At 56.5% G+C, this 23,276-nt stretch carries 25 protein-coding genes and 1 other RNA gene; 16 read left to right on the forward strand and 10 right to left on the reverse strand.

From position 1 onward, the window contains the following. Window positions 1-63: 63 nt before the first annotated feature. The 4 genes from MWU60_RS03365 to MWU60_RS03380 are packed head-to-tail and all read right to left on the reverse strand — an operon-like array spanning window position 64 to window position 3,160. Complete coding sequence (locus MWU60_RS03365; RefSeq protein WP_247225628.1) at window positions 64-1,164, reverse strand: dimethylsulfoniopropionate demethylase; 1,101 nt, start codon at window positions 1,162-1,164, stop codon at window positions 64-66. Then, window positions 1,164-1,670: a DinB family protein gene (locus MWU60_RS03370; RefSeq protein ID WP_247225629.1), complete on the reverse strand. Its 507-nt coding sequence runs from the start codon at window positions 1,668-1,670 to the stop codon at window positions 1,164-1,166. Before MWU60_RS03370 ends, MWU60_RS03365 begins: the two co-directional genes overlap by 1 nt. Next, entirely contained in the window at window positions 1,667-2,377 is a 711-nt protein-coding gene (locus MWU60_RS03375; RefSeq protein ID WP_247225630.1) for a DUF1326 domain-containing protein, read from the reverse strand. The genes MWU60_RS03370 and MWU60_RS03375 overlap by 4 nt, the downstream gene beginning before the upstream one ends. Before the next feature lie 15 nt (window positions 2,378-2,392). Then, a complete protein-coding gene (locus tag MWU60_RS03380) occupies window positions 2,393-3,160 on the reverse strand; it encodes a DUF2182 domain-containing protein (protein ID WP_247225631.1) in 768 nt (255 codons plus the stop codon). A gap of 73 nt (window positions 3,161-3,233) precedes the next feature. On the opposite strand from MWU60_RS03380, the gene MWU60_RS03385 reads away from it, so the two are divergent. From MWU60_RS03385 to MWU60_RS03415, 7 genes are all read left to right on the forward strand, one after another. Then, window positions 3,234-3,968, forward strand: coding sequence for a GntR family transcriptional regulator (locus MWU60_RS03385; protein ID WP_247225633.1), 735 nt, complete (start codon window positions 3,234-3,236; stop codon window positions 3,966-3,968). A 77-nt stretch (window positions 3,969-4,045) separates the two neighbouring features. After that, window positions 4,046-4,540, forward strand: a complete 495-nt coding sequence (locus MWU60_RS03390; RefSeq protein WP_247225634.1) for a ClbS/DfsB family four-helix bundle protein — start codon at window positions 4,046-4,048, stop codon at window positions 4,538-4,540. Further along, on the forward strand, window positions 4,537-4,884 hold the full coding sequence (locus tag MWU60_RS03395) for a hypothetical protein (protein ID WP_247225635.1): 348 nt from the start codon (window positions 4,537-4,539) through the stop codon (window positions 4,882-4,884). The genes MWU60_RS03390 and MWU60_RS03395 overlap by 4 nt, the downstream gene beginning before the upstream one ends. Before the next feature lie 61 nt (window positions 4,885-4,945). After that, window positions 4,946-5,395 (forward strand): copper chaperone PCu(A)C, encoded by a 450-nt coding sequence (locus tag MWU60_RS03400; protein ID WP_247225636.1) that lies wholly within the window; start codon window positions 4,946-4,948, stop codon window positions 5,393-5,395. 31 nt (window positions 5,396-5,426) lie between these two features. Continuing rightward, window positions 5,427-6,032 (forward strand): SCO family protein, encoded by a 606-nt coding sequence (locus tag MWU60_RS03405; protein WP_247225637.1) that lies wholly within the window; start codon window positions 5,427-5,429, stop codon window positions 6,030-6,032. A 73-nt stretch (window positions 6,033-6,105) separates the two neighbouring features. Beyond that, window positions 6,106-7,455, forward strand: coding sequence for an oxygen-independent coproporphyrinogen III oxidase (hemN, locus tag MWU60_RS03410; RefSeq protein ID WP_247225638.1), 1,350 nt, complete (start codon window positions 6,106-6,108; stop codon window positions 7,453-7,455). A gap of 64 nt (window positions 7,456-7,519) precedes the next feature. Continuing rightward, window positions 7,520-7,864 carry a DUF4345 family protein gene (locus MWU60_RS03415; RefSeq protein WP_247225639.1) on the forward strand — a complete coding sequence of 115 codons (345 nt, stop codon included), beginning with the start codon at window positions 7,520-7,522 and terminating at the stop codon, window positions 7,862-7,864. A 73-nt stretch (window positions 7,865-7,937) separates the two neighbouring features. On the opposite strand, the gene MWU60_RS03420 is transcribed toward MWU60_RS03415, so the two are convergent. Then, window positions 7,938-9,434: a phosphate ABC transporter substrate-binding/OmpA family protein gene (locus MWU60_RS03420; RefSeq protein WP_247225640.1), complete on the reverse strand. Its 1,497-nt coding sequence runs from the start codon at window positions 9,432-9,434 to the stop codon at window positions 7,938-7,940. A 321-nt stretch (window positions 9,435-9,755) separates the two neighbouring features. Between MWU60_RS03420 and ssrA the strand changes: the two genes are divergently transcribed. The 8 genes from ssrA to MWU60_RS03460 all read left to right on the forward strand — a co-directional run bounded on the left by ssrA (window position 9,756) and on the right by MWU60_RS03460 (window position 15,427). Next, window positions 9,756-10,104, forward strand: a transfer-messenger RNA (tmRNA) gene (gene ssrA, locus MWU60_RS03425). An 83-nt stretch (window positions 10,105-10,187) separates the two neighbouring features. After that, the gene (locus MWU60_RS03430) at window positions 10,188-10,838 is read left to right on the forward strand and encodes a DUF1194 domain-containing protein (RefSeq protein ID WP_247225641.1); all 651 of its coding nucleotides are present in this window, start codon (window positions 10,188-10,190) and stop codon (window positions 10,836-10,838) included. 111 nt (window positions 10,839-10,949) lie between these two features. Further along, window positions 10,950-11,747: a sulfurtransferase/chromate resistance protein gene (locus MWU60_RS03435; protein ID WP_247225642.1), complete on the forward strand. Its 798-nt coding sequence runs from the start codon at window positions 10,950-10,952 to the stop codon at window positions 11,745-11,747. Then, window positions 11,744-12,997, forward strand: coding sequence for a chromate efflux transporter (gene chrA / locus MWU60_RS03440; RefSeq protein WP_247225644.1), 1,254 nt, complete (start codon window positions 11,744-11,746; stop codon window positions 12,995-12,997). Before MWU60_RS03435 ends, chrA begins: the two co-directional genes overlap by 4 nt. A gap of 65 nt (window positions 12,998-13,062) precedes the next feature. Beyond that, complete coding sequence (locus tag MWU60_RS03445; RefSeq protein WP_247225645.1) at window positions 13,063-13,542, forward strand: ClpXP protease specificity-enhancing factor SspB; 480 nt, start codon at window positions 13,063-13,065, stop codon at window positions 13,540-13,542. 87 nt (window positions 13,543-13,629) lie between these two features. After that, entirely contained in the window at window positions 13,630-15,021 is a 1,392-nt protein-coding gene (gene fumC, locus MWU60_RS03450) for a class II fumarate hydratase (protein WP_247225646.1), read from the forward strand. Continuing rightward, the gene (locus tag MWU60_RS03455) at window positions 15,018-15,194 is read left to right on the forward strand and encodes a DUF4169 family protein (RefSeq protein ID WP_247225647.1); all 177 of its coding nucleotides are present in this window, start codon (window positions 15,018-15,020) and stop codon (window positions 15,192-15,194) included. The genes fumC and MWU60_RS03455 overlap by 4 nt, the downstream gene beginning before the upstream one ends. Next, window positions 15,194-15,427 carry a ribbon-helix-helix domain-containing protein gene (locus MWU60_RS03460; RefSeq protein WP_247225648.1) on the forward strand — a complete coding sequence of 78 codons (234 nt, stop codon included), beginning with the start codon at window positions 15,194-15,196 and terminating at the stop codon, window positions 15,425-15,427. The genes MWU60_RS03455 and MWU60_RS03460 overlap by 1 nt, the downstream gene beginning before the upstream one ends. Window positions 15,428-15,895: 468 nt before the next feature. Here MWU60_RS03460 and MWU60_RS03465 read toward each other — a convergent pair whose 3' ends face one another. From MWU60_RS03465 to MWU60_RS03475, 3 genes are read right to left on the reverse strand one after another with little or no spacing between them, the layout of a single operon-like run. Then, the gene (locus tag MWU60_RS03465) at window positions 15,896-17,257 is read right to left on the reverse strand and encodes a cytochrome P450 (RefSeq protein ID WP_247225649.1); all 1,362 of its coding nucleotides are present in this window, start codon (window positions 17,255-17,257) and stop codon (window positions 15,896-15,898) included. Further along, window positions 17,254-18,528, reverse strand: coding sequence for a hypothetical protein (locus MWU60_RS03470; protein ID WP_247225650.1), 1,275 nt, complete (start codon window positions 18,526-18,528; stop codon window positions 17,254-17,256). Before MWU60_RS03470 ends, MWU60_RS03465 begins: the two co-directional genes overlap by 4 nt. A gap of 31 nt (window positions 18,529-18,559) precedes the next feature. Beyond that, window positions 18,560-19,315, reverse strand: coding sequence for a cytochrome c biogenesis protein CcdA (locus tag MWU60_RS03475; RefSeq protein ID WP_247225651.1), 756 nt, complete (start codon window positions 19,313-19,315; stop codon window positions 18,560-18,562). Between the two features lie 106 nt (window positions 19,316-19,421). Here MWU60_RS03475 and MWU60_RS03480 point away from each other — a divergent pair, with 106 nt between their 5' ends. Continuing rightward, window positions 19,422-19,649: a sulfurtransferase TusA family protein gene (locus MWU60_RS03480; protein WP_247226165.1), complete on the forward strand. Its 228-nt coding sequence runs from the start codon at window positions 19,422-19,424 to the stop codon at window positions 19,647-19,649. Here MWU60_RS03480 and denD read toward each other — a convergent pair. Together denD and MWU60_RS03490 are read right to left on the reverse strand one after the other, a co-directional pair. Next, complete coding sequence (gene denD, locus MWU60_RS03485) at window positions 19,628-20,596, reverse strand: D-erythronate dehydrogenase (protein ID WP_247225652.1); 969 nt, start codon at window positions 20,594-20,596, stop codon at window positions 19,628-19,630. The genes MWU60_RS03480 and denD overlap by 22 nt on opposite strands. Next, entirely contained in the window at window positions 20,596-23,226 is a 2,631-nt protein-coding gene (locus MWU60_RS03490) for a ribonuclease E/G (protein WP_247225653.1), read from the reverse strand. Before MWU60_RS03490 ends, denD begins: the two co-directional genes overlap by 1 nt. Window positions 23,227-23,276 lie beyond the last annotated feature (50 nt).

The raw sequence follows: 23,276 nt of genomic DNA on the forward strand, positions 1-23,276 counted from the left end.
CCATGCCCCTGCTTTCTTCGTCCAATCAAACTTCCGCCGGAGGCTCCGACGCAACCTCAAGCGCTAAATCCAGAACTCTTCATGCACGGTTGCCTGACGCGGCCCATCCTGCGTCACGACCTCCAGGGTCGTATCCTGATCCCAATGGGTCATCCGCACCATACCGATCGCCACATTGGTTTTGTAGTCCGGCGATTTCGCAGCAGAGGTCACCTGCCCCACGCGCTTGCCCTTGGCCATCAGCGGCCAAACCTGATCGCAGGTTGGAATGTCACCCTCAATCGCGATGGGGCGCACCTGTTGGGTGGGTCCCTCTTTCGCGACACGCAGCAACGCATCGCGTCCCACGCAACCAATGGCTGTCTGGGTTGAGCAAAACCGCCCCAACCCACATTCATGCGGCGTGTTCTCACGGGTCATGTCATTGCCATAAGAAAGCAATCCACCTTCGATCCGTTCAATCAGGTTTGGACATCCGGCATAGACGTCCAGGTCCTTGCCCGCCTCAAACAGCGCATTCCAAAGCGGCATCCCATTCTTGGTACCATCAACGTAGATCTCATAGCCGCCCTGTTTCGAGTATCCCGACCGCGCGACGGCCATGCTGACGCCTTGGAAGTCAAACCAGCCAAAGCGAAAGAATTTAATGCTGCGCACAGCATCACCAAAGACCCGCGCCATCAGGTCTTCGGCCAAGGGGCCTTGCACCGCCAGAGGCGAAACATCAGGCTCATCCACCAGTACGTCCAAACGATACCCGTAGGCCAAGGCTTTGACCCAAAACAACAAATCACTGTCAGCTATGGAAATCCACCAGCGATCCTCCGTCAGCTTCAAAGCAACCGGATCATTCAGCATACCGCCCGTTTCATCAACGATGGGCACATAATAACACTGTCCCGGCAGCATGCCTCGCAGATCGCGCGGTGTCAGCATTTGCATCAGCCGTGCCGCATCAGGTCCACGTAGTTCAACCTGCCGCTCTACCGAGACGTCCCAGACCTGCACGGCAGTTTTCAGATGGTGATAGTCTTCCTCAATGCTGCGAAACACAGTCGGCAACAGCATATGGTTGTAGACTGTATAACCCTTTACGCCCGCCGCCTCGACGCCGTCAGTGAAAGGGGTCCGCCGGATCCGGCGCGAAGGAACAATGACAGCCATCACATATCCTCTGGCATGAAGGGAATGTCGGTATCATTGGGCTTTTGGCCTGCCGCCGTTAGCATGGCGTGGACTTGCCCGCGATGATGGGTCTGGTGGTTGAAGAAATGCACAACGCATTGCCCCAACGGCTTAGAGAACTCACGGCCGTCGATCGCCGCTTGCCACTTCAAATCACCGACCAGATCAATGGCGCTCAGGCTTTCGGCCCATAATGTGATCCGTGCGTCCATGCGAAACCGCTCTGCTGCCCAAACGGCGGGCGTTGGCGTCATTTCCTTGTGATCTTTGGCAGGCACATCGGGTCCGGCACCGCCATCAAAGCGGCTCATCCACAGTGTATCGCCCCACAAAAGATGGTTCAGCGTCGCCCTGATCGACCCAAAGAAAGCGCCACGATCCTTATCCAGTTCCGCAAGCGCCATTGCCGGTACCATGTCGCGCAGGCCTTTGTTCTGCCACGCATTGTACCGCGCCATCGTCCGGCAGTACTCTGGCGTGATCATGGCTTTGGGCCTTTCCAGTCTATCGGGCAAATCTCGGCCGATTTGCCGCCAAAGTCCCAGACACGGCCATAGTCGCGGACCTTCGACTTGGTACCAGCGGCCGCAATGATATCGGGGCCCATCCAATATTTGGAATTGCTGACCATGACGGGATGATCGGCATCTTTGCCAGCCATCATTTCAATCTCGCCTTGGATCTTGCGCCCGATATAGATGCCGCGCTTGGTGCCTTCGCGGACAATCTCGACCTTTTCGCGTTCGGCCCCGATGATCTCGGATACCAGCATGGTGAACAGACCCGTGGTCCCGCCCGCCGCACCGCTAAAGATTTTCAGGATACCGTTATAGGCTTTCTGTGTTGAACGTTCGTCAACATAAGCCGCCACTTTCCAATTCCCTTCGGCCATGCGGCCCGGAATATCGACCAGCAGACCAACGTTCAGACCCGACAGGTCTTCGCCTTCAAAGTGTCCTTCATCAATGGCAATCGCCATCCATGCATGACAATGCCCTTCCGTGGGTGGATGCGCGCCAAGGCTGACGACACAGGGACAAAACACCGTGCACGAGCAATTCAGGAACAACTCGCCTTTGATCGCCCATTCGGTCGGTTTCATCTTGCGGCGCAGCGGATTGCTTTCCATCCGCTGATCAATCCGCTGCGAGATCGGCAACCGATCTGCGGGTGCGCGTTTTTTCTCAGCCATATCTCGTCCCTTTCGTTAGAAAATTGCCAAACCCAAACCGGCAGCGATAAGAACCACGCCCGTTGGCTTGATTACACGATGCCCGATATCGGGCAGTTTTTCGAAGACCATCAACAAAGTCGCCAACCCCATCCAAGCCAGGCTCATCACGCCGCCGACAAAGCCAAGGGCCATAAAGCCCCAACAGCACACGACACAGAAGGCACCAAGTCCTAGCCCCATCCGCAAACCACCGGTAAATCCGGTCTTCCAATGGCCAAGGAAATAGGTCATCGGCGCATGGCACACGCCATGGCAGACTTCTTTCACGCGGCTGAATTGGAAAGCCCCGACAACGATCAGCAAAATAGCTGATAACCACATCGGCGCTATCCCAAGCATATCAATGACACCGCCAAAAAGCAACGCCAGCTGTACGGTCGCGATCACGGCAGCAAAACCCACCCAGACGATGAAATAACCCAGCAAAACGCCTAACCATCCTGCACGCGTCCCATCCGCACTGACCATCAACCGTTCGTAAGTTGTCAGCGTCGGCACCAATGTCGGCAGCATCATCGCCGCCATCATAATGGCCCACATCGCAAACAGCGGACCAAAGCGTGCCATCGGCATATCCATCGGCATGCGCGGGTTCATAGCGGCCATCGCCTGCCCCATCGGCCCGGGACGCCCCAACAGATCAAGGTCCATGTCGATCGCCATCATGTACAAGATCCACCATGACGCCAAGATCACGCCAAAAAAGGCCAGCCAAAGCGATGATCGGATCAAGTGCGACAAGCGGTCCTCCCAAACGGCAAAGTGCGACTCAAGACTTGCGCAATCATATGTCAGACGTTTAATTGTCTGACAAATGAAAATTGATCCCAAAAACCGCGCAGACCTCTCTGCCCAAATCGCCAAGGCGATACGTGATGCCATTATTTCGGGTGCACTGCCTGTGGATGAGCGTCTGCCATCAGAGGCCGAGCTTGCCGATCAGTTCGAGGTGTCCCGCCCAACGGTGCGCGAGGCGCTAAAACGCCTTGCCGCGCAATCCCTGATCCGCACCCAACGCGGCGCGACCGGTGGTGCCTTCGTCAATCGGCTGAAATTCGAGGACGCCTACGGGCAACAGATCACCACCTCAACCCTGCTTTTGTCGATGAATGAGATCAGTTTCGCCACCGCATGTGAGGCACGCTATGCGTTGGAACGTGCCTGCGCACCCCTTTCTGCGGAACGCCGCACGGCTGATCACCTTGCCACCATGCGCGCCGAAACGCACCGCCAGCAGCAGCCCGGTCTGACAGATGAAGCATTCTGCGCCTCTGACGTGGCCTTTCACCGCGCGCTGGTGGACGCGGCTGGAAACCCGGTGTTGTCCTATCAATTGGCTGGTGCTGTCGAGGCGATGCAGCCATTAATGAACATGATTACCTTCAGCGCCCGGTCCCGCGAAAAGATTGTCGCCCTGCACACCAGTATCGCTGACGCGATTGAGGCACAGGACGCCCATGCCGCCGATGCGCATTTGGCGGCTCTTGCGGCCTATACGCAAGAGCTTGCACAGGACGTCATCGCCAAGCGACAGGCCAAGCGCGGATAATCTGCCGACGTCGTGATCTACATCAAAATCCAACAGGGTGAATCAGATAGATTAGGTGCGACAGAAAGGAACACCCTATGCCAGCCGCGACTAACAAATCTGACCTTCGCATCGTAACCGAGAAAGAATTCAATAAGTTATCAGGCATTCTTGAGAATGTGACCGCAGCCCAAGCTGCCGCACCATATGATGAAACCTGCATCAAGGACGTCATCGGACATCGTGCCCACTGGACGCAGCTTTTCTTTGGCTGGTATGCGGATGGACAAGCGGGAAAGCAGGTGTTCTTTCCCGCTGAAGGGTATAAATGGAACGACCTCAAACGCTATAACGCTGACCTGCGTCAATCGCAGGCAAATCTGAATTGGGATGACGTACAGAAGATGCTGCAGGACAGCTATCACGAGTTGATCGCCTTTATCGACGCGCATAGCGACGCCGACCTCTACGGCGGCCCGATGAAAGGTGCGAATAACAAATGGACCCCCGGCCGCTGGGCCGAAGCGGCAGGACCAAGCCATTACCGGTCGGCCGCAAAATATGTACGCGCCACGTTGCGGGCTGCGGCATGATCCACCGGGCGGTCATATCGCTTTGCGTCCTGATCGCGCTGACGCTGTCCAGCTTTGGGCACCGTATCCTTTCGCCACAGGATCAGGCACAAGCGCAGGCCTATGTGCTGGCTGGCGGTGATTGGGCTGACTTATGTGCTGACGGTGGCGCACCGCTGACATCCGCTGCGACATGCATGGCCTGCGTTATTGCACTTGGCTGCGCAGTGCCGCCACCTGCTTTCACTGCTACCACGATACAGGTTGAAGGCGGCATCTATTGGCCTGTTCAAGAAGCCCAGCAACAGACCGCAATACGCTCCTACGCCCACGCTGCGCGCGCACCCCCTTTTCGGCTGATCTGACCACTTTTTCACCCTCTCAGATCACCGCAGACATGCATCTGCGACACCGAAAGCAAACATAATGAAACGTATATCTTTGGCCGTACTGGCCTTTCTCACCTTGTCCGCAACCACAGCCGTCGCTGAAAGCGTGATCACGATCACAGACGCCAAGGCTTTTGAAACCGCACCCTCTGCGATGGCCGGCGGCGGCTTTATGCAGATTACCAACACAGGTACCACGGACGACCGCTTGGTCGGCGTCGAGGCCGATTTCCCGCGCGTTGAAATCCACACAACAGAGTTTACGGATGGGGTCGCCAAAATGATGCATATCGACGGCATCGACGTGCCTGCTGGCGAAACTGTCGTGTTGGAGCCCGGTGCTTTGCATGTGATGTTCATGGGACTTCAGGGCGACCCACTGGAGGAAGGTGAAACCGTGCCCGCCACACTGATTTTTGAACAAGCTGGCGAGGTTGAAGTGCTGTTCAACGTCGTGAAACGCGATATGGCTGCGCACAGCAACTGATACAGAAACGCCCATTTGAAAGGAGACACTTATGAAAGCTGTCATCTTCGGGACCACGACCCTCGCAGCCGCTGCTGCCATCGGCACCTATACGTGGCAGTCCCAGAACGCGATGCCAAATCCTTGTGGCGATACCGCCGTAGCCGGAAGCGCCATCGGTGGTCCGTTTGAGCTGGTGTCAGAGACGGGTGAAACGGTCACAGACACCGACGTAATCACGAAACCCACACTGGTCTACTTTGGCTATACGTTCTGCCCCGACGTCTGTCCGCTGGACAGCGCACGCAATGCGCAGGCCGCTTATATGCTGGAAGAACAAGGGCTTGACCTTGGTACGATTTTTATCTCGGTCGATCCGCAGCGCGATACCGTCGAAGTCGTGCGCGACTTTACGGATAACTTCCACGAAGACATGATCGGGCTGACAGGCACGCCTGAGCAGGTGAAAGCAGCCAGTCAAGCCTACAAGACCTACTATCGCGCACAGGACGACGACCCAGAGTTCTACCTCGTTGATCACTCTACCCAGACCTATTTGATGTTCCCGGAAACAGGTTTCAAAACATTCTTCCGGCGCGACAATACGCCCGAGCAGGTCGCTGAAATCTCGGCCTGTTTTATCAATCAGCTCAGTTGATACACACAAAGAATTCTTGCGCCATTTGATCTGGCGCAAGAAACCCCATGCGGCATTCTGTCAAAACAGATGCATGGAACACCTCGCAAACCTTCGTCGCACGGGCCTTTTTGACGCCCGCGTCCCCCGCTACACCAGTTACCCGCCGGCGACTGCGTTCTCCCCGCAGACAGGTGCGAGTTTTCAGGTCAGTTGCCTCAAAGCACTTGATCCAGCTACGCCTGTGTCGGTCTATATCCATATTCCGTTTTGCGAGCGTCTTTGCTGGTTTTGCGCATGCCGGACGCAAGGGACAACAACGCTCAAGCCGGTCGCGAACTATCTGCGGGTTGTGAAGAACGAACTTGAGCTATTGCGCGCCACGCTACCGACAGGCGTCACGATGGGGCAGATGCATTGGGGCGGTGGCACGCCTACGATCCTGCCACCTGATATGATCCGCGCGTTGGCGCAGGCCGTCAAAGACGTGATCCCGCCTGCCCCCGATTTCAGTTTCTCGGTCGAGATTGATCCAACGTTGGTGGATGACGCCAAAATCGCAGCATTGGCCGAAATGGGGATGACCCGCGCCAGCATCGGCATTCAGGACTTCGCAGTTGATGTGCAAGAGGCCATCGGGCGCAAACAAAGCTTTGCTGAAACGCGTGCCTGCGTCGACAGCCTGCGCGCCGCTGGCATCACTTCCCTGAATGCGGATCTGGTCTATGGCCTACCGCATCAAACGCCTGCCAAGCTGGCCAATACGATCGCGAAAGTACGCGCGCTGGATCCCGACCGCATCGCCCTGTTCGGCTATGCCCATGTGCCCACATTCTCAAAACGGCAGAGACTTATCCGCAATGACGCTTTGCCGGGCGAAGAAGAGCGCTATCACTTGGCCCGTCAGGCCGCCCAGGCCTTTACCGGCAGCGGCTATCACGCCATTGGGATCGACCATTTCGGCAAGCCAGACGACAGCCTGACCATTGCTGCCAAAAACGGCCATCTGCGTCGCAACTTTCAAGGGTACACCGATGACACCTGCCCAACGCTGATCGGCATCGGCGCGTCATCCATTTCGCAATTCGCGCAAGGCTATGTTCAGAATGCATCGGCCACTGCCGCATACATCGAACGGGTTGAGGCCGGGGTTTTGTCAGGCCATCGCGGTTATGAAATGAACGCCGATGACAGGTTACGCGCTGCGGCAATCAACATGCTGATGTGCGACTTTAAGATTGATCTCAAGACGCTGGACACCCATCCCAACGCGCGCTCTTTGGGGCCGATCCACACGGCGATCCTGGAAGACTTTGCAGGCTATGTCGTGGCCACGGGTACGGGGTTGCGGATCACGCATGCTGGGCGCGCCCTGACGCGGATCATTGCGCAACGCTACGACGGGTTCAGCGATATCGCCGCACAGTATTCACAGGCCTCATAAACAGGTCCATTGATCTTCTGCAAGCCCGCGCCATCTAGAGGCAGGCAACCAGAAAGGCCGCCCAATGGACATCATCAACATCATCTTCGCAATCCTCAGCATCGGGCTGGGCTGTTTTGGCTGGCTGGCGCCACGCTATACACTTGGCGCGCTTGATCTACAGATGGGCGACACCACCATGGGCATGTCAGAGGTGCGCGCGTCTGCAGGATGTCTGTTTGTCGGAATGGGAATTGGCGCTCTGATCTTGGGCACGCCGGAGGCCTATGTCATGCTGGGGTTCTGCTGGTCGGGGGCTGCTGCGGGACGATTGACATCAATCATGGTGGATGGGGCCAGCCGCAAGAAGTGGATCTATTTCGTGGTCGAAGCAGCCGTGGGCATTCCGGCAATTCTGCTCAACCTCTAAATCAGGAACGTGAATCGGTAACGAAAAAGGGGCAGCCTGCGCCGCCCCTTTAGCTTATTCAGTGTAAAGGTGTCTACCGCACCCAAACCTCAACCCGGCGGTTCCGTGACCGACCAAAGTCGTTGTCATTGCAGCTCACAGGTGCGGCTTCGCCAAATCCAACCGTTTTCATGTCCAAGCCGCGCAGTGCGCCAGCATCAGGATGGGTCCGCACACGTTGCAGAACCTCGGCCGCACGATTGCGTGAGAGCTGCACGTTGTAGGCATAGTCACCAACAATATCAGCAAATCCGACGAAAATGAACTCACGGTCGGCATTTTCAGGCCGCGCCATATAATCCACCAGACGGTCGATATCGCGGAGTGCTTTGCTATCAAGCGCAAACTCACCCGTGTCAAAACGAATAGTCAAAGACAATCGGTCCGCGCTCACCAGTTCATTTATAATATCGTTGCGGGCGGCTTGACCAATGCGTGCAGGTTGCCCGATCAAAGCCGCATCCATCAGGCGGGCCAGCGCACGATCGTCCTCAACAAGCCCGAGGCTGAAGTACCCCGACTCAGCCACATATTCGTCCGCAGCTGGTGAAATCATGAAATTCACCAACTGGCGCACCTCAGGCTTTGGGTTCTGGTTGTCGATGTAAAGCCGGATGCGACGGCCAAGCAGATACTCTTCTGCCTTGCTTTTGAATGGTGTTGCTTCTGTCACAACGCCACAATCTAGAACAAGGTCAATCGGCTTGGTGTCACCGACGTTATCGCTGATGGAATACCCAATTGCACCAGGGTTGTCCTGAACGAATTCCCGCATATCGCGGCCACGGTCCAGTTCAGCTGTCCCGGGTGATAGGTCACGTTCCGCGCCAAAAGCCCAGTTTTCAAAGTTTCTACGGGCGGAACCCCCGTCGCGCGCGCCGGGCATGATTGCGAGGTTTGGGCCGCCGACTTGCGACCAGTTGGTGATCTGATCCGTGTAGATCCCAACGAGTTCTTGGCGCGAAAGCTCGTCAACGGGGTTGCTTGTATGCACCGTCATCAGAACTGAGTCGACGCCAACAATATACTCTTGCGCCGGATCAAACAGGTCGCCTCGCCCCTGTGCGGCGAGTGCTGCAACCTGGTTTGCGTCAGGCGGCCCAGAGGCCATGGCGATGTCAGCAGTGCCTTCGATCAGCCGGTCAAATCCGATTTCGGAATCGTTCGACTCGACTTCCATGACGAACGGATCGCCACCACCGATGGGCGTGAAAACATACTGTGCAATGTCATCAGGAAACTCAATCGGCTCTGATACGGTTGCGTTCAGAAGCTCTGCAAAGGGCTCCATCACCAGTGGCATCAGATCTTCGCCAACGTTGTCGGATCCGACCATGACCAGGTCGGCAGGAAGACGCGTCGGTGCGGCCTCCGGGCATCCGGGGCCATCGCATGTGACGGTCGATCTGGTGATACGCAATTGACCCATATCAGGGACATTGACGATATAAGCATCATCGCCAGCCGAAATCAGATCACCCGTTATCTCAATGTTGCCATCAGTTGAACGAAGCGTGACTTCTTCTGCCATTGCAGGTGTTGCAAGCATCAGTGCCGCAGCTGATACATTTGTCAGGACACGTCGTGCGGCGCATTTGGTGATTGGAAACATCTGACCCTCATTACTATTTACTTCTGGCAGAACTAACATTGCTCACACGCCCACCGAAACGCAAGCAAATTACGCTGCCGCCACGTAACCGGGTGCTGAGAGATGCCATTTTACAATAATTTTGCTGAGTCAGGTTTTGTTCACCGCAGCAATTTATGGATAATCCCACAAGGATTTTGCCATTGTTTCATTAAGATAACCGATCTTGAATCTGAGTCGCGCTTTACGCGAACTGATCATCCCCTTGCAGGAGTCGAAGATGTTGCTTATGTCTCATTTGTCCTTCGGGACTATGGACATAAACGCGCTCGTAATAAGCGGATCGGACCCGGGGGCGGTACCCGGCGTCTCCACCAAACACCCTTCATTTGGGGGCTATGGGGACGAAATAGGATCGACGAACGTCTAAAGGGGTAAGCTTTGTCTCGGTGAGTTACCACCGTTATCGGTACAAATTGTATAGTTGCAAATGACAACAATGCACCGATGGCAGTCGCAGCGTAAGCTGTGCCTAATATCGAACCTTAACTCCTTGGGTTTTGCGACCTAAGGCGGGGTCCGCAGGTACCTGGCAACAGAAACCTGCACTTTCCCTCATATAAAATGCACATTTGTTAGGCGACCACACGGTTGTGTCTTGCAATGGCAAACCGCTCTGCGCACCATAAGCTGATGATAAGATTTGTGTTTGCTTTCATGGTGTCATTCGCCCCGGTAGCCGCAAGGGCCTGCGATACCGCGTTGATCCTGACAATTGATGTTTCCAACTCCATTGATGTCGCCGAGTATCGCCTGCAAACAGACGGGCTGGCAGATGCGCTGGGCGATCCTGAAATTGTTGAAACGATGGTCGCTGGCGAAAACTACCTGACTGTCGTGCAATGGTCTGGCGTGGACAAGCAAACTGTCTCAATCCCATGGACGCAGATGCGCACGGCGCTGGATGTTCAAGGTTTTGCGCAGAAAGCCCGCCTGATGGAACGTGCCTTTGTTCTATCAGATACCGCCCCGGCCGAGGCGATCTGGTTCTCGCTGGGTTTGTTTGATCAGGTGCCTGACTGCAACCGTCAGGTGATTGATGTTTCGGGCGATGGCACACCGAATGGCGGCACAGACGTACGCGCTGCACGCAATGCCGCTGAACGCGCAGGTGTGACCATCAACGGTATCGCGATTGAATCGATGGGTCTGGCCATAACGAACTTTTATCGTGGTGCGGTCATTACCCGTAACGGGTTTGTTATGACAGCGCGCACCCACCGCGAGTACCCGCAAACCATCCGTGCCAAGATCCTACGCGAGATCAGCCGCATCTTTGGCTAGGCTTGACCCTTGGCCCATAATTTCGCATCAAGACGCATGGGGTCCCGCGAACACCCCGTGAGGCCCCGGCCAAAGCATCGCATCCCCTGACACCTTCAGAAAGGATGCATCATGGCTGCCTTCAACGAAATTTCCCCCGCCATCCTCATGCGATTGATCGGAACGTCGCAATGCCCCGTGATTGTTGATGTTTGTATTGACGATGACTTTGCAGAAGATCCGCATCTCGTTCCAACTGCGTTTCGGCATCCGCACACCGATATGGACAGTCTTATTGCGCGTCTTGACGAAAGAGACGTCGTGATCACCTGTCATCAAGGCCTGAAACTGTCACAAGGTGTGGCAGCACACCTGCGCGCGCGCGGCTTCAACGCGCAAATCGTGACGGGAGGTAATGAGGCATGGAAAGACGCAAAGCTGCCCCGCGTGCCTGCCGAAAAGATCCCTGGCAAGCTTTGGATGACTAGGCATCGCCCCAAGATTGACCGGATCGCCTGCCCATGGCTGATCCGACGATTTATTGATCCTACGGCAGAATTTCTTTTCGTGCCCCCGTCTTCCGTCGTAGGCGTTGCCGACCGTTTCAATGCCACCGCTTTTGACATCGCGGGTGGAACATGGAGCCACGAGGGTGACCTCTGCACCTTTGACAAGATGATAGCGGTCTTCGGGCTTACCCATCCCGCCCTTGATATGCTTGCCACGGTGGTTCGCGCAGCTGACACCAACAGGCATGACCTTGCCCCGCAAGCGGCGGGTCTTTTGGCGGTCTCGGTCGGCCTGTCCCGGATGTTTCGCGATGACACAGAACAGCTAGAGGCGGGCATGCTGATCTATGATGCACTTTATCGTTGGGCGCGCGATGGACAGGACGAAGGCCACGACTGGCCAGCGGGGCGCAAGGAATGACCCGCGAACTGATCCGCGTCTTTGGCCGCATCGGGCTTTTGTCCTTTGGTGGACCTGCGGCCCAGATTGCCCTGATGCATAAGGAACTGGTCGAAAATCGGGACTGGCTGAGTGAAGAACAGTTTTTGCGTGCACTGTCCTTTTGCATGCTGCTGCCCGGCCCCGAGGCCATGCAACTGGCCACATATGCCGGATGGAAACGACAAGGGATCGTCGGTGGACTGATCGGCGGCGGGCTTTTCGTGCTGCCGGGTGCGCTTGTGATCATGGTGCTGGCCTTGGCATATGGTGCTTATGGCAATCTGCCGGTCGTGCAGGCCATGTTTCTGGGCGTCAAAGCAACAGTCGTGATCATCGTCATCGAGGCGTTACTGAAAATCGCCCGACGCGCCCTGATCAAGACACAACACCTTGTCCTTGCGGCGGCGGCGTTCATCGCACTGTTCTTATTCGCACTCCCCTTCCCGCTTGTCATCGCAATCGCCGCCATCATCGGCGCGCTTGGGACACCCGGAGAAGCGAGCACGCCAACCAACCCAACCGGCAGCCTGCGGGGTAGCCTGAGGATCATCGCTGTCGGAGCCTTGATCTGGGCCGCCCCCTTTGGCCTGATCTCACTGACAGGCAATACGTTCCTTCAAGACGTCGGCATCTTCTTTTCGACTCTTGCGGTTGTCACCTTTGGCGGCGCCTATGCGGTGCTGGCCTATATGACGCAAGAGGTCGTCGTATCCTATGAATGGCTGACCACACCCCAAATGATGGACGCACTGGGGCTGGCCGAAACGACGCCGGGGCCGCTGATCCTTGTCACGCAGTTTGTCGCGATGATCGCAGGGCTTGCCGAAGGCGGGGCGCATCTGGCACTGATTGCGGGCGCGCTGACACTATGGGTGACCTTTGTGCCCTGCTTTATATGGATATTTGCCGGCGCCCCTTTGATAGACTGGCTTGACGGTCGCCCCCGTTTACGAGGGGCTTTGGCCGCGATCACTGCCGCTGTCGTGGGGGTCATTGCAAACCTGTCCCTTTGGTTTGCATACCATGTGTTTTTCCAGCAGGTGAACAGTGTTACGCTTGGCCCAATACAGACAATTTGGCCAAACCTTGCGACATTCCAACCACTTGCGATTGGTCTGGCGGTAATCACCGGCATCTTGCTGCTATGGCGACACTGGCCCCTGCCCCTTGTTCTGCTCATTTCGGCAGCACTCAGCCTGTGCGCAGGCCTAGCAACCGGCGCGATCTGACGCGCCCCCTTTTAACCGGCATCGAATCCCTTATGGTGGTTACATGACTTGAGGGGACCTGCACCGTGACCAGCACCATCGACTACGGAAACCTGATGCACCGGGCCATGCGAGGGCTGATCCAAGAGGTTCTGACAGATATCCAGAAAGACGGGCTGCCGGGGCAACACCACTTCTTCATCACATTCGATACGATGCACCCGGATGTCGAAATCGCCGATTGGCTGTCGGACCGTTATCCCGGTGAAATGACTGTCGTCATCCAGCACTGGTTCGATAATCTGGATGTCACAGGCGAAGGGTTCACGATTACCCTGAACTTTGGCGACAATCCCGAGACGCTTTATATCCCTTATGACGCGATCAAGACATTTGTTGATCCATCCGTCGAATTTGGCCTGCGTTTTGAAACGCAGGACGAGGATGAAGAAACAGACGACGATGTCGAAGAAGCGCCGATGGATGAAATGGTCGAACCCGAAGAAGACAAAGACGACGCACCAAAAGAGGCCGAGGTCGTCAGCCTAGACCAGTTCCGCAAGTAGATAGAGTCGCCGCCGGATCCTTTGCGATATTGCGGATCATCCCCCCGCTGCCTATAGGTCAAGGTAACACAGCCGAAGGGGATCATCATGACCGACACACGCACAGAAACTGACAGCTTTGGCCCCCTTGAGGTGCCAAGCGACCGGTATTGGGGCGCACAAACGCAGCGTTCGATCATGAATTTCCCGATCGGTTGGGAAAAGCAACCGGTCGCGATTGTGCGTGGTCTGGGTGTGATCAAACAGGCCTGCGCGATCGCCAACAAAGAGCGCGGCAAGCTGGATGCTGAAAAAGCCGATGCAATCATTGCGGCCGCCGCCGAAGTCGTTGCTGGCAAGCTGGATGATCACTTTCCGCTGGTCGTTTGGCAGACCGGGTCTGGCACCCAATCGAACATGAATGCCAACGAGGTGATATCAAACCGCGCGATTGAAATGCTTGGTGGCACCATTGGGTCAAAGGACCCCGTGCACCCAAATGACCATTGTAATATGGGACAATCCTCAAACGATACATTTCCGACAGCTATGCATATCGCGGTCGCAATGACGGCCCATGATGTACTGTTGCCCGGGCTGGCCAAGCTGCACGCTGTGCTCGAACAAAAGCAGATCGAGTTTGGCGATATCATCAAGATCGGGCGCACTCATACAATGGACGCAACACCGCTGACATTGGGACAGGAGTTTTCCGGCTACACCCATCAGGTCGCGATGGGCATCCGCAGGATCAAAGCCGCCCTGCCGGCAGTTTACGAACTGGCGCAAGGCGGCACGGCGGTCGGGACTGGTTTGAACACACCAAAAGGCTGGGGCGAAACAGTCGCGGCACATATGGCGGAAATCACCGGCCTACCCTTCGTGACAGCACCTAACAAGTTTGAGGCGCTGGCCGCCCATGACGCATTGGTCGAAATGTCCGGTGCGCTGAAAACGGTTGCCGCCAGCCTTTATAAAATCGCCGCTGACGTGCGCATGTTGGGCTCTGGCCCGCGTTGCGGTCTGGGCGAGCTGATGTTGCCCGAAAATGAACCCGGTTCCTCCATCATGCCCGGCAAAGTTAACCCCACGCAGGTTGAAGCACTGACGCAGGTTTGCGCGCATGTCATGGGCAATGACGCCGCCGTCGGTTTTGCAGGGTCACAGGGGCATTTTGAGCTGAACGTTATGAAACCAATGATGGCCTATAACGTGCTGCAATCTATGCAACTTTTGGGTGATGCCTCTGTCACCTTCACCGACAACTGCGTTGTCGGCATCCAAGCCGATCGTACCCGGATCGAAAAGCTGATGCGGGAATCGCTTATGCTCGTGACGGCACTCGCGCCCACAATCGGCTATGACAACGCAACGACCGTTGCCAAGACAGCGCATAAGAACGGCACGACGCTGAAGGAAGAAGCGATCAAGCTGGGCTTTGTGGATGAGGCAACATTCGACAAGGTCGTGCGGCCAGAGGACATGATCGGTCCCAAATGAAGCCGACTAACCTGAACCAAGCGCGAAAGGCCCGCACACGCGCCGAAGCGAAAGCCAAAGCGGATGAAAATGCCATCCGCTTTGGTCGCACAAAGGCCGAAAAGGTGCTTGATGCCGCCCGCAACGCCCAAGCCAGCGACCGGCTGTCACAACTGAAATTCGAAGACGACTGATGGCACACCGCCGCCCTGTCAAACGATCGCTAACCCTGCGCGGTCACCGCACCAGCGTGTCTCTTGAAGATGTTTTTTGGGATGCGTTTCGCAATATCGCAGAAGCGGAGGGGCAAACCATCAACGGGCTTGCCGCCAAAATAGATGAAGCCCGAGGTGATCTCGGGCTTGCGTCAGCGATTAGGATTTATGTGCTAGAGCATACGCTCGCGCAAAATCAGTCGTCAGCGTAAAGAGCGCCGCGCAAGTTCGACAGTTGCGCGCTCGCGTTCTTTTCGGTTTCGCTTAGCTTTGCTGGCCGAATTGGTTTCGTAGTTCGTGCCTTTTTATCAAAAAGCTTCGCGACCTGTGTGCCGTCCAATTGCTTTTTCGCAGTTGGCCTTGCCGACGTCGTGGACTTTTTACGCTTAAAGAGACCTGTAAGGCCTTTTCCTGATGAACCTGGAAGCGAAATGGTCATTTGAACTTAGGCCTCCCCTATCGAGCCGATCAACTTGTTAATGTTGGTATGGCACAATGTGGGCGCCCCCGCAATTGTGCCTTTTTTAAAAAACAATACAAAACCTGCCTTAAGCCTATATTTTTCAATAACTTGCAAGAATCCGCTCACAAAATTGGCATCAAATACGTCGCGGCAACCCGTTTCAACTTGTCCAAAAATAAGTCCGAATCGCCCAGTCTGTGAGCAGATTGGAAACAAATCAGCCCTTTCGGGGGCCGATTCGCAGCCAGATCCCTGCCTTTGCGCGCACCGTGAGATGCGCCACAGGCACCGGTTCGCGCCCTGCAACCACCTTGAATTCGTAGGCGCGCAGCAATCGCGCCAGTACAACCACCCCTTCGATCAAGGCAAACCCCGCGCCAGAGCAGATGCGCGGCCCCGCAGAAAACGGCAGATACGCATCACGCGCACAGGCTTTGCCATTTTCGGTGTCCCACCGCCCCGGATCAAAGCCGTCTGGATTGTCCCACAGTCGCGTGTGGCGATGCAGATGCCAGGGTGAGACAACCACCTGAGCGCCGGGTTTGAGGTGACGCCCTCGAAACACCTCTGGTTTCACCGTTTCGCGCACCATCATCGGCACGGCAGGATAAAGCCTGAGCGTTTCGCGAAATACATCCCGGGTCTGCTTGAGCTGGGACAGATCGGCGAAGTCCCCACTGAAAGTCGCGGCTTCTTTTGCCAACTTGTCTTGCCAGTCTGGGTAAAGCGCCAGCAGATAAAGCGCCCATGATAGCGCAGCCGCACTAGTTTCATGCCCTGCCAGAAAGAAGATCGCGACCTGATCAACCATCTCCTCCACAGTGAAGGTCTCGCCTGTGTCAGGGTCCTTTGTTGTCATGATTTTCGTGGCCAGATCATCGGGCGCATCACCTGCTGCAATCAGCGCCAAACGCTCTTCTGTCAGCTTGGTGATCAATGCACGGATCTTTTTTGCTGTGGCCCGCGTCTCGGACCGGAAAAAGCGTGGCATCCACGCAGGACCACGCACAAAAGCGGCAAGGTTCAGGATCGGCTGTGTGCGCTGATAGGCCCGAAATGCCTCAAACACCTCCTGTGCGGTTTCATCCTCAATCGGGATCGAAAATAACGTGCGAAATATCACGTCAGCCGCGATATGGCTGGTGATCGCCTCGATCTCTTGCGGCACGCCACCGGTGCCTGAGCTAAGCCTCGCCACACCTGCATCAGCGGCATCGCGGATACCGGGATAGGTATCGCGCAGGCGCCCGCCTTCAAACGCAGGATCAATGATGCGCCGCTGACGCTTCCATGTCTCGCCATTGGTCAGGAACACGCTGTCACCCAGCAAGGGCCGCAACCCAGCGCCGATCCGGTCGGACTTTGGAAAGGCGTCAGGGTTCGTTATCAGCACTTGTTTGATCAGATCAGGGTCATTGATCAGGTAGCTTTGAAAGAAAGGCGTGCGAAACTCAGCCATCCACGCACGGTAGAGTTTGGCTGGCTGCGCAGAGAGGATATCGGCGCGAAACAGGTGCATATAGCGCCAAAGCGATACTTTTTCGGGCCGCGATGCTGGCTTAGGCGGCAGCGGCGTCATGGCATGAGCGACGTGTAGTTGGATACAGGAATGTCGATCCGCGACCCTGATGGCTTACGCCCCGCATAACGATCCGCAAGCAAAACCGGCCCGGCGGTGATCTGAAAGTAATCATAGTCCTTTGGCTGATCGAATGCGCAAAGATACTGAAAATGCAGCCGGAAAAACCGCCAACGCAGTGCCTTCCAGCGCGCTGGTGACAGGCTTTGGGTAAAGGCCGCCGAAATCACCAGTGGCCACTGTTTTCCAGGCGGCGTCACGCCGGTCACCGCGACTGGATCGCAAAGCGCAAAGCAACACCCATCGCCGGGGGCTGACACGTCCACCCATGTCAGCCGCCTCTGCGTGGCCAGAAACGCCAGATCGCTGCGCAGACGCCTTGCACGCGGCAGGAAAGACACCATCGGAACAACCTGCCCCAACGACAAAAACGCCAGCTGCGGACCATCGGCGCGCATGTGCCCTGCGCGGATCACGTCAGCAATGATCGACACCGCAAGATGTGCGCCAGATGAATGGCCAACGACAAGTACCTCATCCACATCCTCTGCCAGAGCGCCTGCAATAATGTCCGCGAAGACCGCCATCCGTTGCTCAAGCTCTGGCGGGTTTTCTCCACGCAGTTGGGCCGAATAGGCGTAGTCATGCATCAGGTAGTAGGCAAAAAGCTTGTTGTCGCGCGCCTTGAACCAGCGCAGCAAGAAAATGGTGATGCCAATCAATAAGGCCCATTTGATACCCCAAGCGATCCATGCAATCGCTTGAAAAACAGCGCCCTCTGTTACGCCGACCAAGCCTACCGCGCCCAATAGCAGGCGCTCAACAAGACCACCCAAGAATGCGCCAAGCAGGATCGCCCCGATCAACTGGGCCAGCAGCATCACAACCGGATACAGGGCCGCGATGACCGGGCCTTTGCGCATCCACATCAGACGCCGCAGTGTCCCGGTCCTGATATAGAGCCACGATGTCTGCAAAAGCTGCCAATAGGTCGCGGGGATCGACTGTGCCATGCTGCTGCGCACGATGTCGGACCAGACAAGAACGTCGACTTGGCTAAGCACCGGTTGGCCATCAATCCGGGCGCCCACAGACCACCGAAAGGAATCGTCCGAGGTTTCCGCCTTCAACGCAATTTCATACCCGCTGATCTGCGCTTGTGCCGCAGCTTCCGTGCGGTAGAGTTCCCGATACCGGCGGGGGTGCATTGGGTCATAGCCGGGAATATGAAAAACCCGCCGTCTGCTGACCTGCCTTGATTGCGCGTTCATCGCCGTCCCTTGCTGATGCCTCGGGCGCAGATTAGCCGATTAATGCCAGCGCTGGGAACCTTTCAAGCAGCCAATAGCTGAATGCCGCAAATTGGCCAGTCATCATCATCAAACCCACGGTCCACAAAAGCAGACCCGAGACTTTTTCAATCCGGTCCATGTGCCGTTTCATCCAATTCATGACACCTTTCAAACGCGGAAAGAAGGCAGCGACAAGCAGAAACGGAATGCCCAAACCCAGCGCATAGACCGCCAACAGAATGGTGCCGCGCGACACATCCGCCTCGGATGCGGCGAGGCTGAGGATCGCACCAAGGATTGGGCCCAGGCAGGGCGTCCATCCGAAAGCGAAAGCAAGACCCAGAAGGTAGGCACCGAAGGCCGATCCGCCTTTATCGCCGGCGTCCACCCGCAATTCTCGGTCCAGAAATCCGATCCGAAAGACGCCCACGAAATGCGCGCCAAGGACCATGATCAGCGCGCCGGCAACGACCACGAACCAGTCCTGCACCTGCAACAGCATCCGGCCCATCGTCGAAAACGCGAGGCCGAGCAAAAGGAAAATCGTTGACAGCCCGAGAACAAAGAAAACAGCCGAAACAAACACACGGCGGCGCGCGGTCTTGGTTTCTTCCATCTCGCTGACGGACACGCCGCCCATGTAAGCAAGGTATGGCGGAACAACAGGCAAAACACAGGGGCTCAGGAACGACAGAATCCCCGCCAACATCGCAATCAGCATTGCGGGCAGCAAAGCGGCATCAAAAATCAGGGCGGTGTCGAGCATAAGGGTCTTCCTTCGCACCCTACCTATGTCAGCACGCGCAATAGGTCACGGTCCAAGATGTCACAACTTGGTGGACAAAATGAAACATCGCCCCTACCTCGGTGTTATGACTTATGACGCTGATCTTGATGCAAAAGGGCTGCTTTGTCCCCTGCCCGTTCTGAAGGCACGCAAACGCTTGCAGGCGCTGACCTCTGGTCAGGTTTTGCGGGTCTTGGCGGATGATCCGGCTGCAATTGTCGATGTCCCACACTTCTGCGCGGAATCGGGGCATGAACTGATCGGAACTGATGAAGTGGCCAGCGGCCAACTTTATTTCATCAAAAAAGCCTGATCGAGGATCTCGTCAAAGCTGGCATCCCCTACAAACCCAAGTGATTGTGCAAGGCGCGTATCGAACAACGTCGGCCACGTCCCAACGATATCAATGATCCGCTGATCCGGCGTCATCTCGATGAGATCTGCCGTGCCGTCACCGGCGCGCGCACGTAATGCTGCGATCATGCTCAGAACCTGCACACGCAGGCCGGGAACGTTTACCGCCCCAAAACTGGGCCAATCAGCCTGCTGGACAGATGGCGCATGCAAAAGAGCGGCAACAGCGGCATCCGGTGAAGCCACCCAAAGCGCCATTTCAGGATCAACCGGGCAAATCGCAGGTACACCGGCAAGCGGTTCGCGGATAATGGAGGATGCAAACGACGATGCCGCCGCATTGGGTTTACCGGGGCGCACGGTTACTGTGGGCAAGCGCAGCGTGCGGGCATCAGCCCAGCCGCGCCTGCGGTAATCTGCCATCACCAGTTCGGCCATCGCCTTGGTCACGCCATAGGTATTTTGTGGCTGGATTTGTGTGGCTTCTGTCAGGGGCTCGACCGGGTTGCAGCCATAGACAGCCAACGACGACGTACCGATCACAAGAACACCCGGCTGCTTTGCACGCGCCGCCTCTAGCACCGCGTTGGTGCCGCCCAAGTTGACGCGCATCCCCAGATCATAGTCCGCCTCGGCCTGCCCGCTGACGACGGCAGCGAGATGATAGATCAAAGCCACATCCTCTGGCATGGCTTCAAGGACCGCGTCATTATCTGCAATGTTGATCGCATTGAACGTCGTGCCGGGCAGAACCGGTACGCGCGCATTCGGCTGATCCCAAAGATGTATTTGCGGATCGGTCAGACGCTGCCCACCCAGCAGCGTCACGCCATTTTCAGATATCCGTTTGGCCAGCGCCGCGCCAAGAAAACCGCAGCCCCCGGTAATAACAACGCTGCCGGACATTAGCGGCCCAGCGACCACCATCCCTTGCGCTTGGGCTTGTCCGCAACTGGTTCAGCCTGAGCAACGGGTTCGGGTGCAGGGGCTGGTTCGGCCACAGGCGCAGGTTCTGGTGTCACCGGAGTCTCAACCACAGGCTCGGCTGCCGCCTCAACAAGCGCAGTTTCGGCCTTTGGCTTAGCACGGCTGCGCCGCTTGGGCTTTGGTTTTTCCTCAGCTGCAGCAGCGTCCTTGTCAGCTTCTACCGCCGTTGCTTCAGCCACTGGTGCCTCTGCAACCGGCTCTGCTTTCTTACGACGGGTACGCTTTTTTGGCGCAGGCTTTTCGTCCGCAACCTCGTCGGCGGGCTTCTCTTCCGCAACAACAGTCTCAGCGGCGTCTTCGGCCACAGGCTCCGCCTTTTTACGACGGGTACGCGTCCGCTTGGGTTTTTCTTCAGGTGCCGGAGCGTTCTCGGTTACTTCAGCAACTGGTGCATCTGCCGCAGCCTCCTGTGGCACAGCTTCGGCTTCACCATCCGCAGCATCTGACTGTTGGTTCTGGTTTTCACCGTTATTGTTCGCACCACCCCGACGACGCCGACGACGACGGCGCTTGCGCTTGGGACGGTCTTCGTCCTCTGCCGCTTCGACGGGTGCGTCTTCGCTCACATCCTCGTCTACGATGACGCCGGCGTTGTCATCTTCGTCGTCATCCATGCCGATGGCTGAACTGACGAATGGCGCTGCATCTGGCACAATGCGGGTCGCTGTCTTGAATTTCTCAATCGCAAAGTCAGGTGAAACCAACGTCGGATCGCATTCGATCCGCACAGACATGCCGTAGCGCGCTTCGATATCCGCGATATGTTCGCGCTTGCCGTTCATCAGGAAGTTGGCAATCGAAATCGGCGCTTTGACCAGCACTTCTTTGGACCGACCGCGCACACCCTCTTCTTCCAAGGCGCGCAGGATCGAAAGTGCGACGTTATCATCAGAGCGCAACAGACCGGTCCCGTGACAGTGCGAACACATCTGGGTTGTGGCCTCCAACATACCAGGACGCAGACGCTGACGCGACATTTCCATCAGGCCAAAACCCGAAATACGGCCCACCTGGATTCGGGCGCGATCTGTCTTGAGCTTGTCTTTAAAACGCTTCTCAACGGCGGCATTATTGCGACGCTCGTCCATATCAATGAAGTCGATGACAATCAGACCTGCAAGGTCACGCAAGCGCAGCTGACGGGCCACCTCATCGGCGGCTTCAAGGTTGGTTTTCGTCGCCGTTTGCTCAATCGACCCTTCCTTGGTCGCCCGGCCAGAGTTCACGTCGATGGCGACCAATGCCTCGGTGATCCCAATGACGATGTAGCCGCCAGAGGGCAGTTGCACGGTCGGATTGAACATGCCGTTCAGATAGCCTTCAACCTGAAAACGGGCATAAAGCGGCAGCTGTTCGGTATAGAACTTCACGTTTTTGGCGTGGGACGGCATGATCATCTTCATGAAGTCTTTCGCGGTGCGATAACCCGCCTCGCCTGCCACGATCACCTCGTCGATCTCTTTGGAATAAAGATCGCGGATCGACCGTTTGATCAGGTCACCCTCTTCGTAGATTTTCGCAGGTGCGGTCGATTTCAACGTCAACTCGCGAATCTGTTCCCACATACGTTGCAAGTATTCGTAGTCGCGCTTGATCTCGGCCTTTGTGCGCTGCGATCCGGCGGTGCGAATGATCAGACCTGCACCTTCTGGCACGGTCATGGAATTGGCGATTTCTTTCAGCTTCTTGCGGTCAGCAGCGTTCGTGATCTTGCGGCTGATCCCGCCACCGCGTGCGGTGTTGGGCATCAAAACACAGTAGCGACCAGCAAGCGAAAGGTAAGTCGTCAGCGCAGCACCTTTGTTGCCGCGCTCTTCCTTCACAACTTGGATCAAGAGAATCTGGCGAACCTTGACGACTTCCTGAATCTTATAGCGTTTCGGGCGCGGCTTGCGCACGGGGCGCACGTCATCGGTGTCGTCTTCTTCAGCGACACTTTCGATGGTTTCGTCCTTGGACTTCGGATCAGCTTTTGGCTGTTCCTCATCGTCGTCATCATCATCATCTTCTTCACCGGCGGCAGGCGTTTCCACGGGCGTCTCAGCAACCAGCTCCATGGGCGAGCTGCCCTCTTCGCTGTCGTCAAGATCAATGGTTTCCATACCCGCGATGTCGCCAGAGGTTTCTTCCTCAGGCGTCTCAACCTCGCCTGTGATGACAGCATCATCGGTCGCGACATCAGCGGCTTTCGCGCGGCGGCGACGGCGTTTTGGTTTGGGCTTTTCTTCCTCGGCGTCGGCCTCAGCCTTCAGGCTTTCGGCATAGGCCTTTTCCTCAGCGATCAGCGCTTCGCGGTCAGCAACCGGGATCTGATAGTAGTCAGGGTGGATTTCCGAGAAGGCAAGGAAGCCATGACGATTGCCGCCATAGTCCACAAACGCTGCCTGCAGCGATGGTTCAACCCGTGTTACCTTGGCGAGGTAGATGTTGCCGGCAAGCTGGCGCTTGAACTGGCTTTCAAAATCAAATTCTTCGACTTTGTTTCCGTCGACCACAACAACGCGGGTTTCTTCCGCATGTGTGGCATCTATTAGCATTTTCTTTGGCATTTTGTCCGTTCGCACATAACCGCGAGGGCGCCCCGGGAGGCGCTGTTGTC

It is taken from the genome of Yoonia sp. F2084L, from assembly GCF_023015625.1.
GTDB lineage: Bacteria > Pseudomonadota > Alphaproteobacteria > Rhodobacterales > Rhodobacteraceae > Yoonia.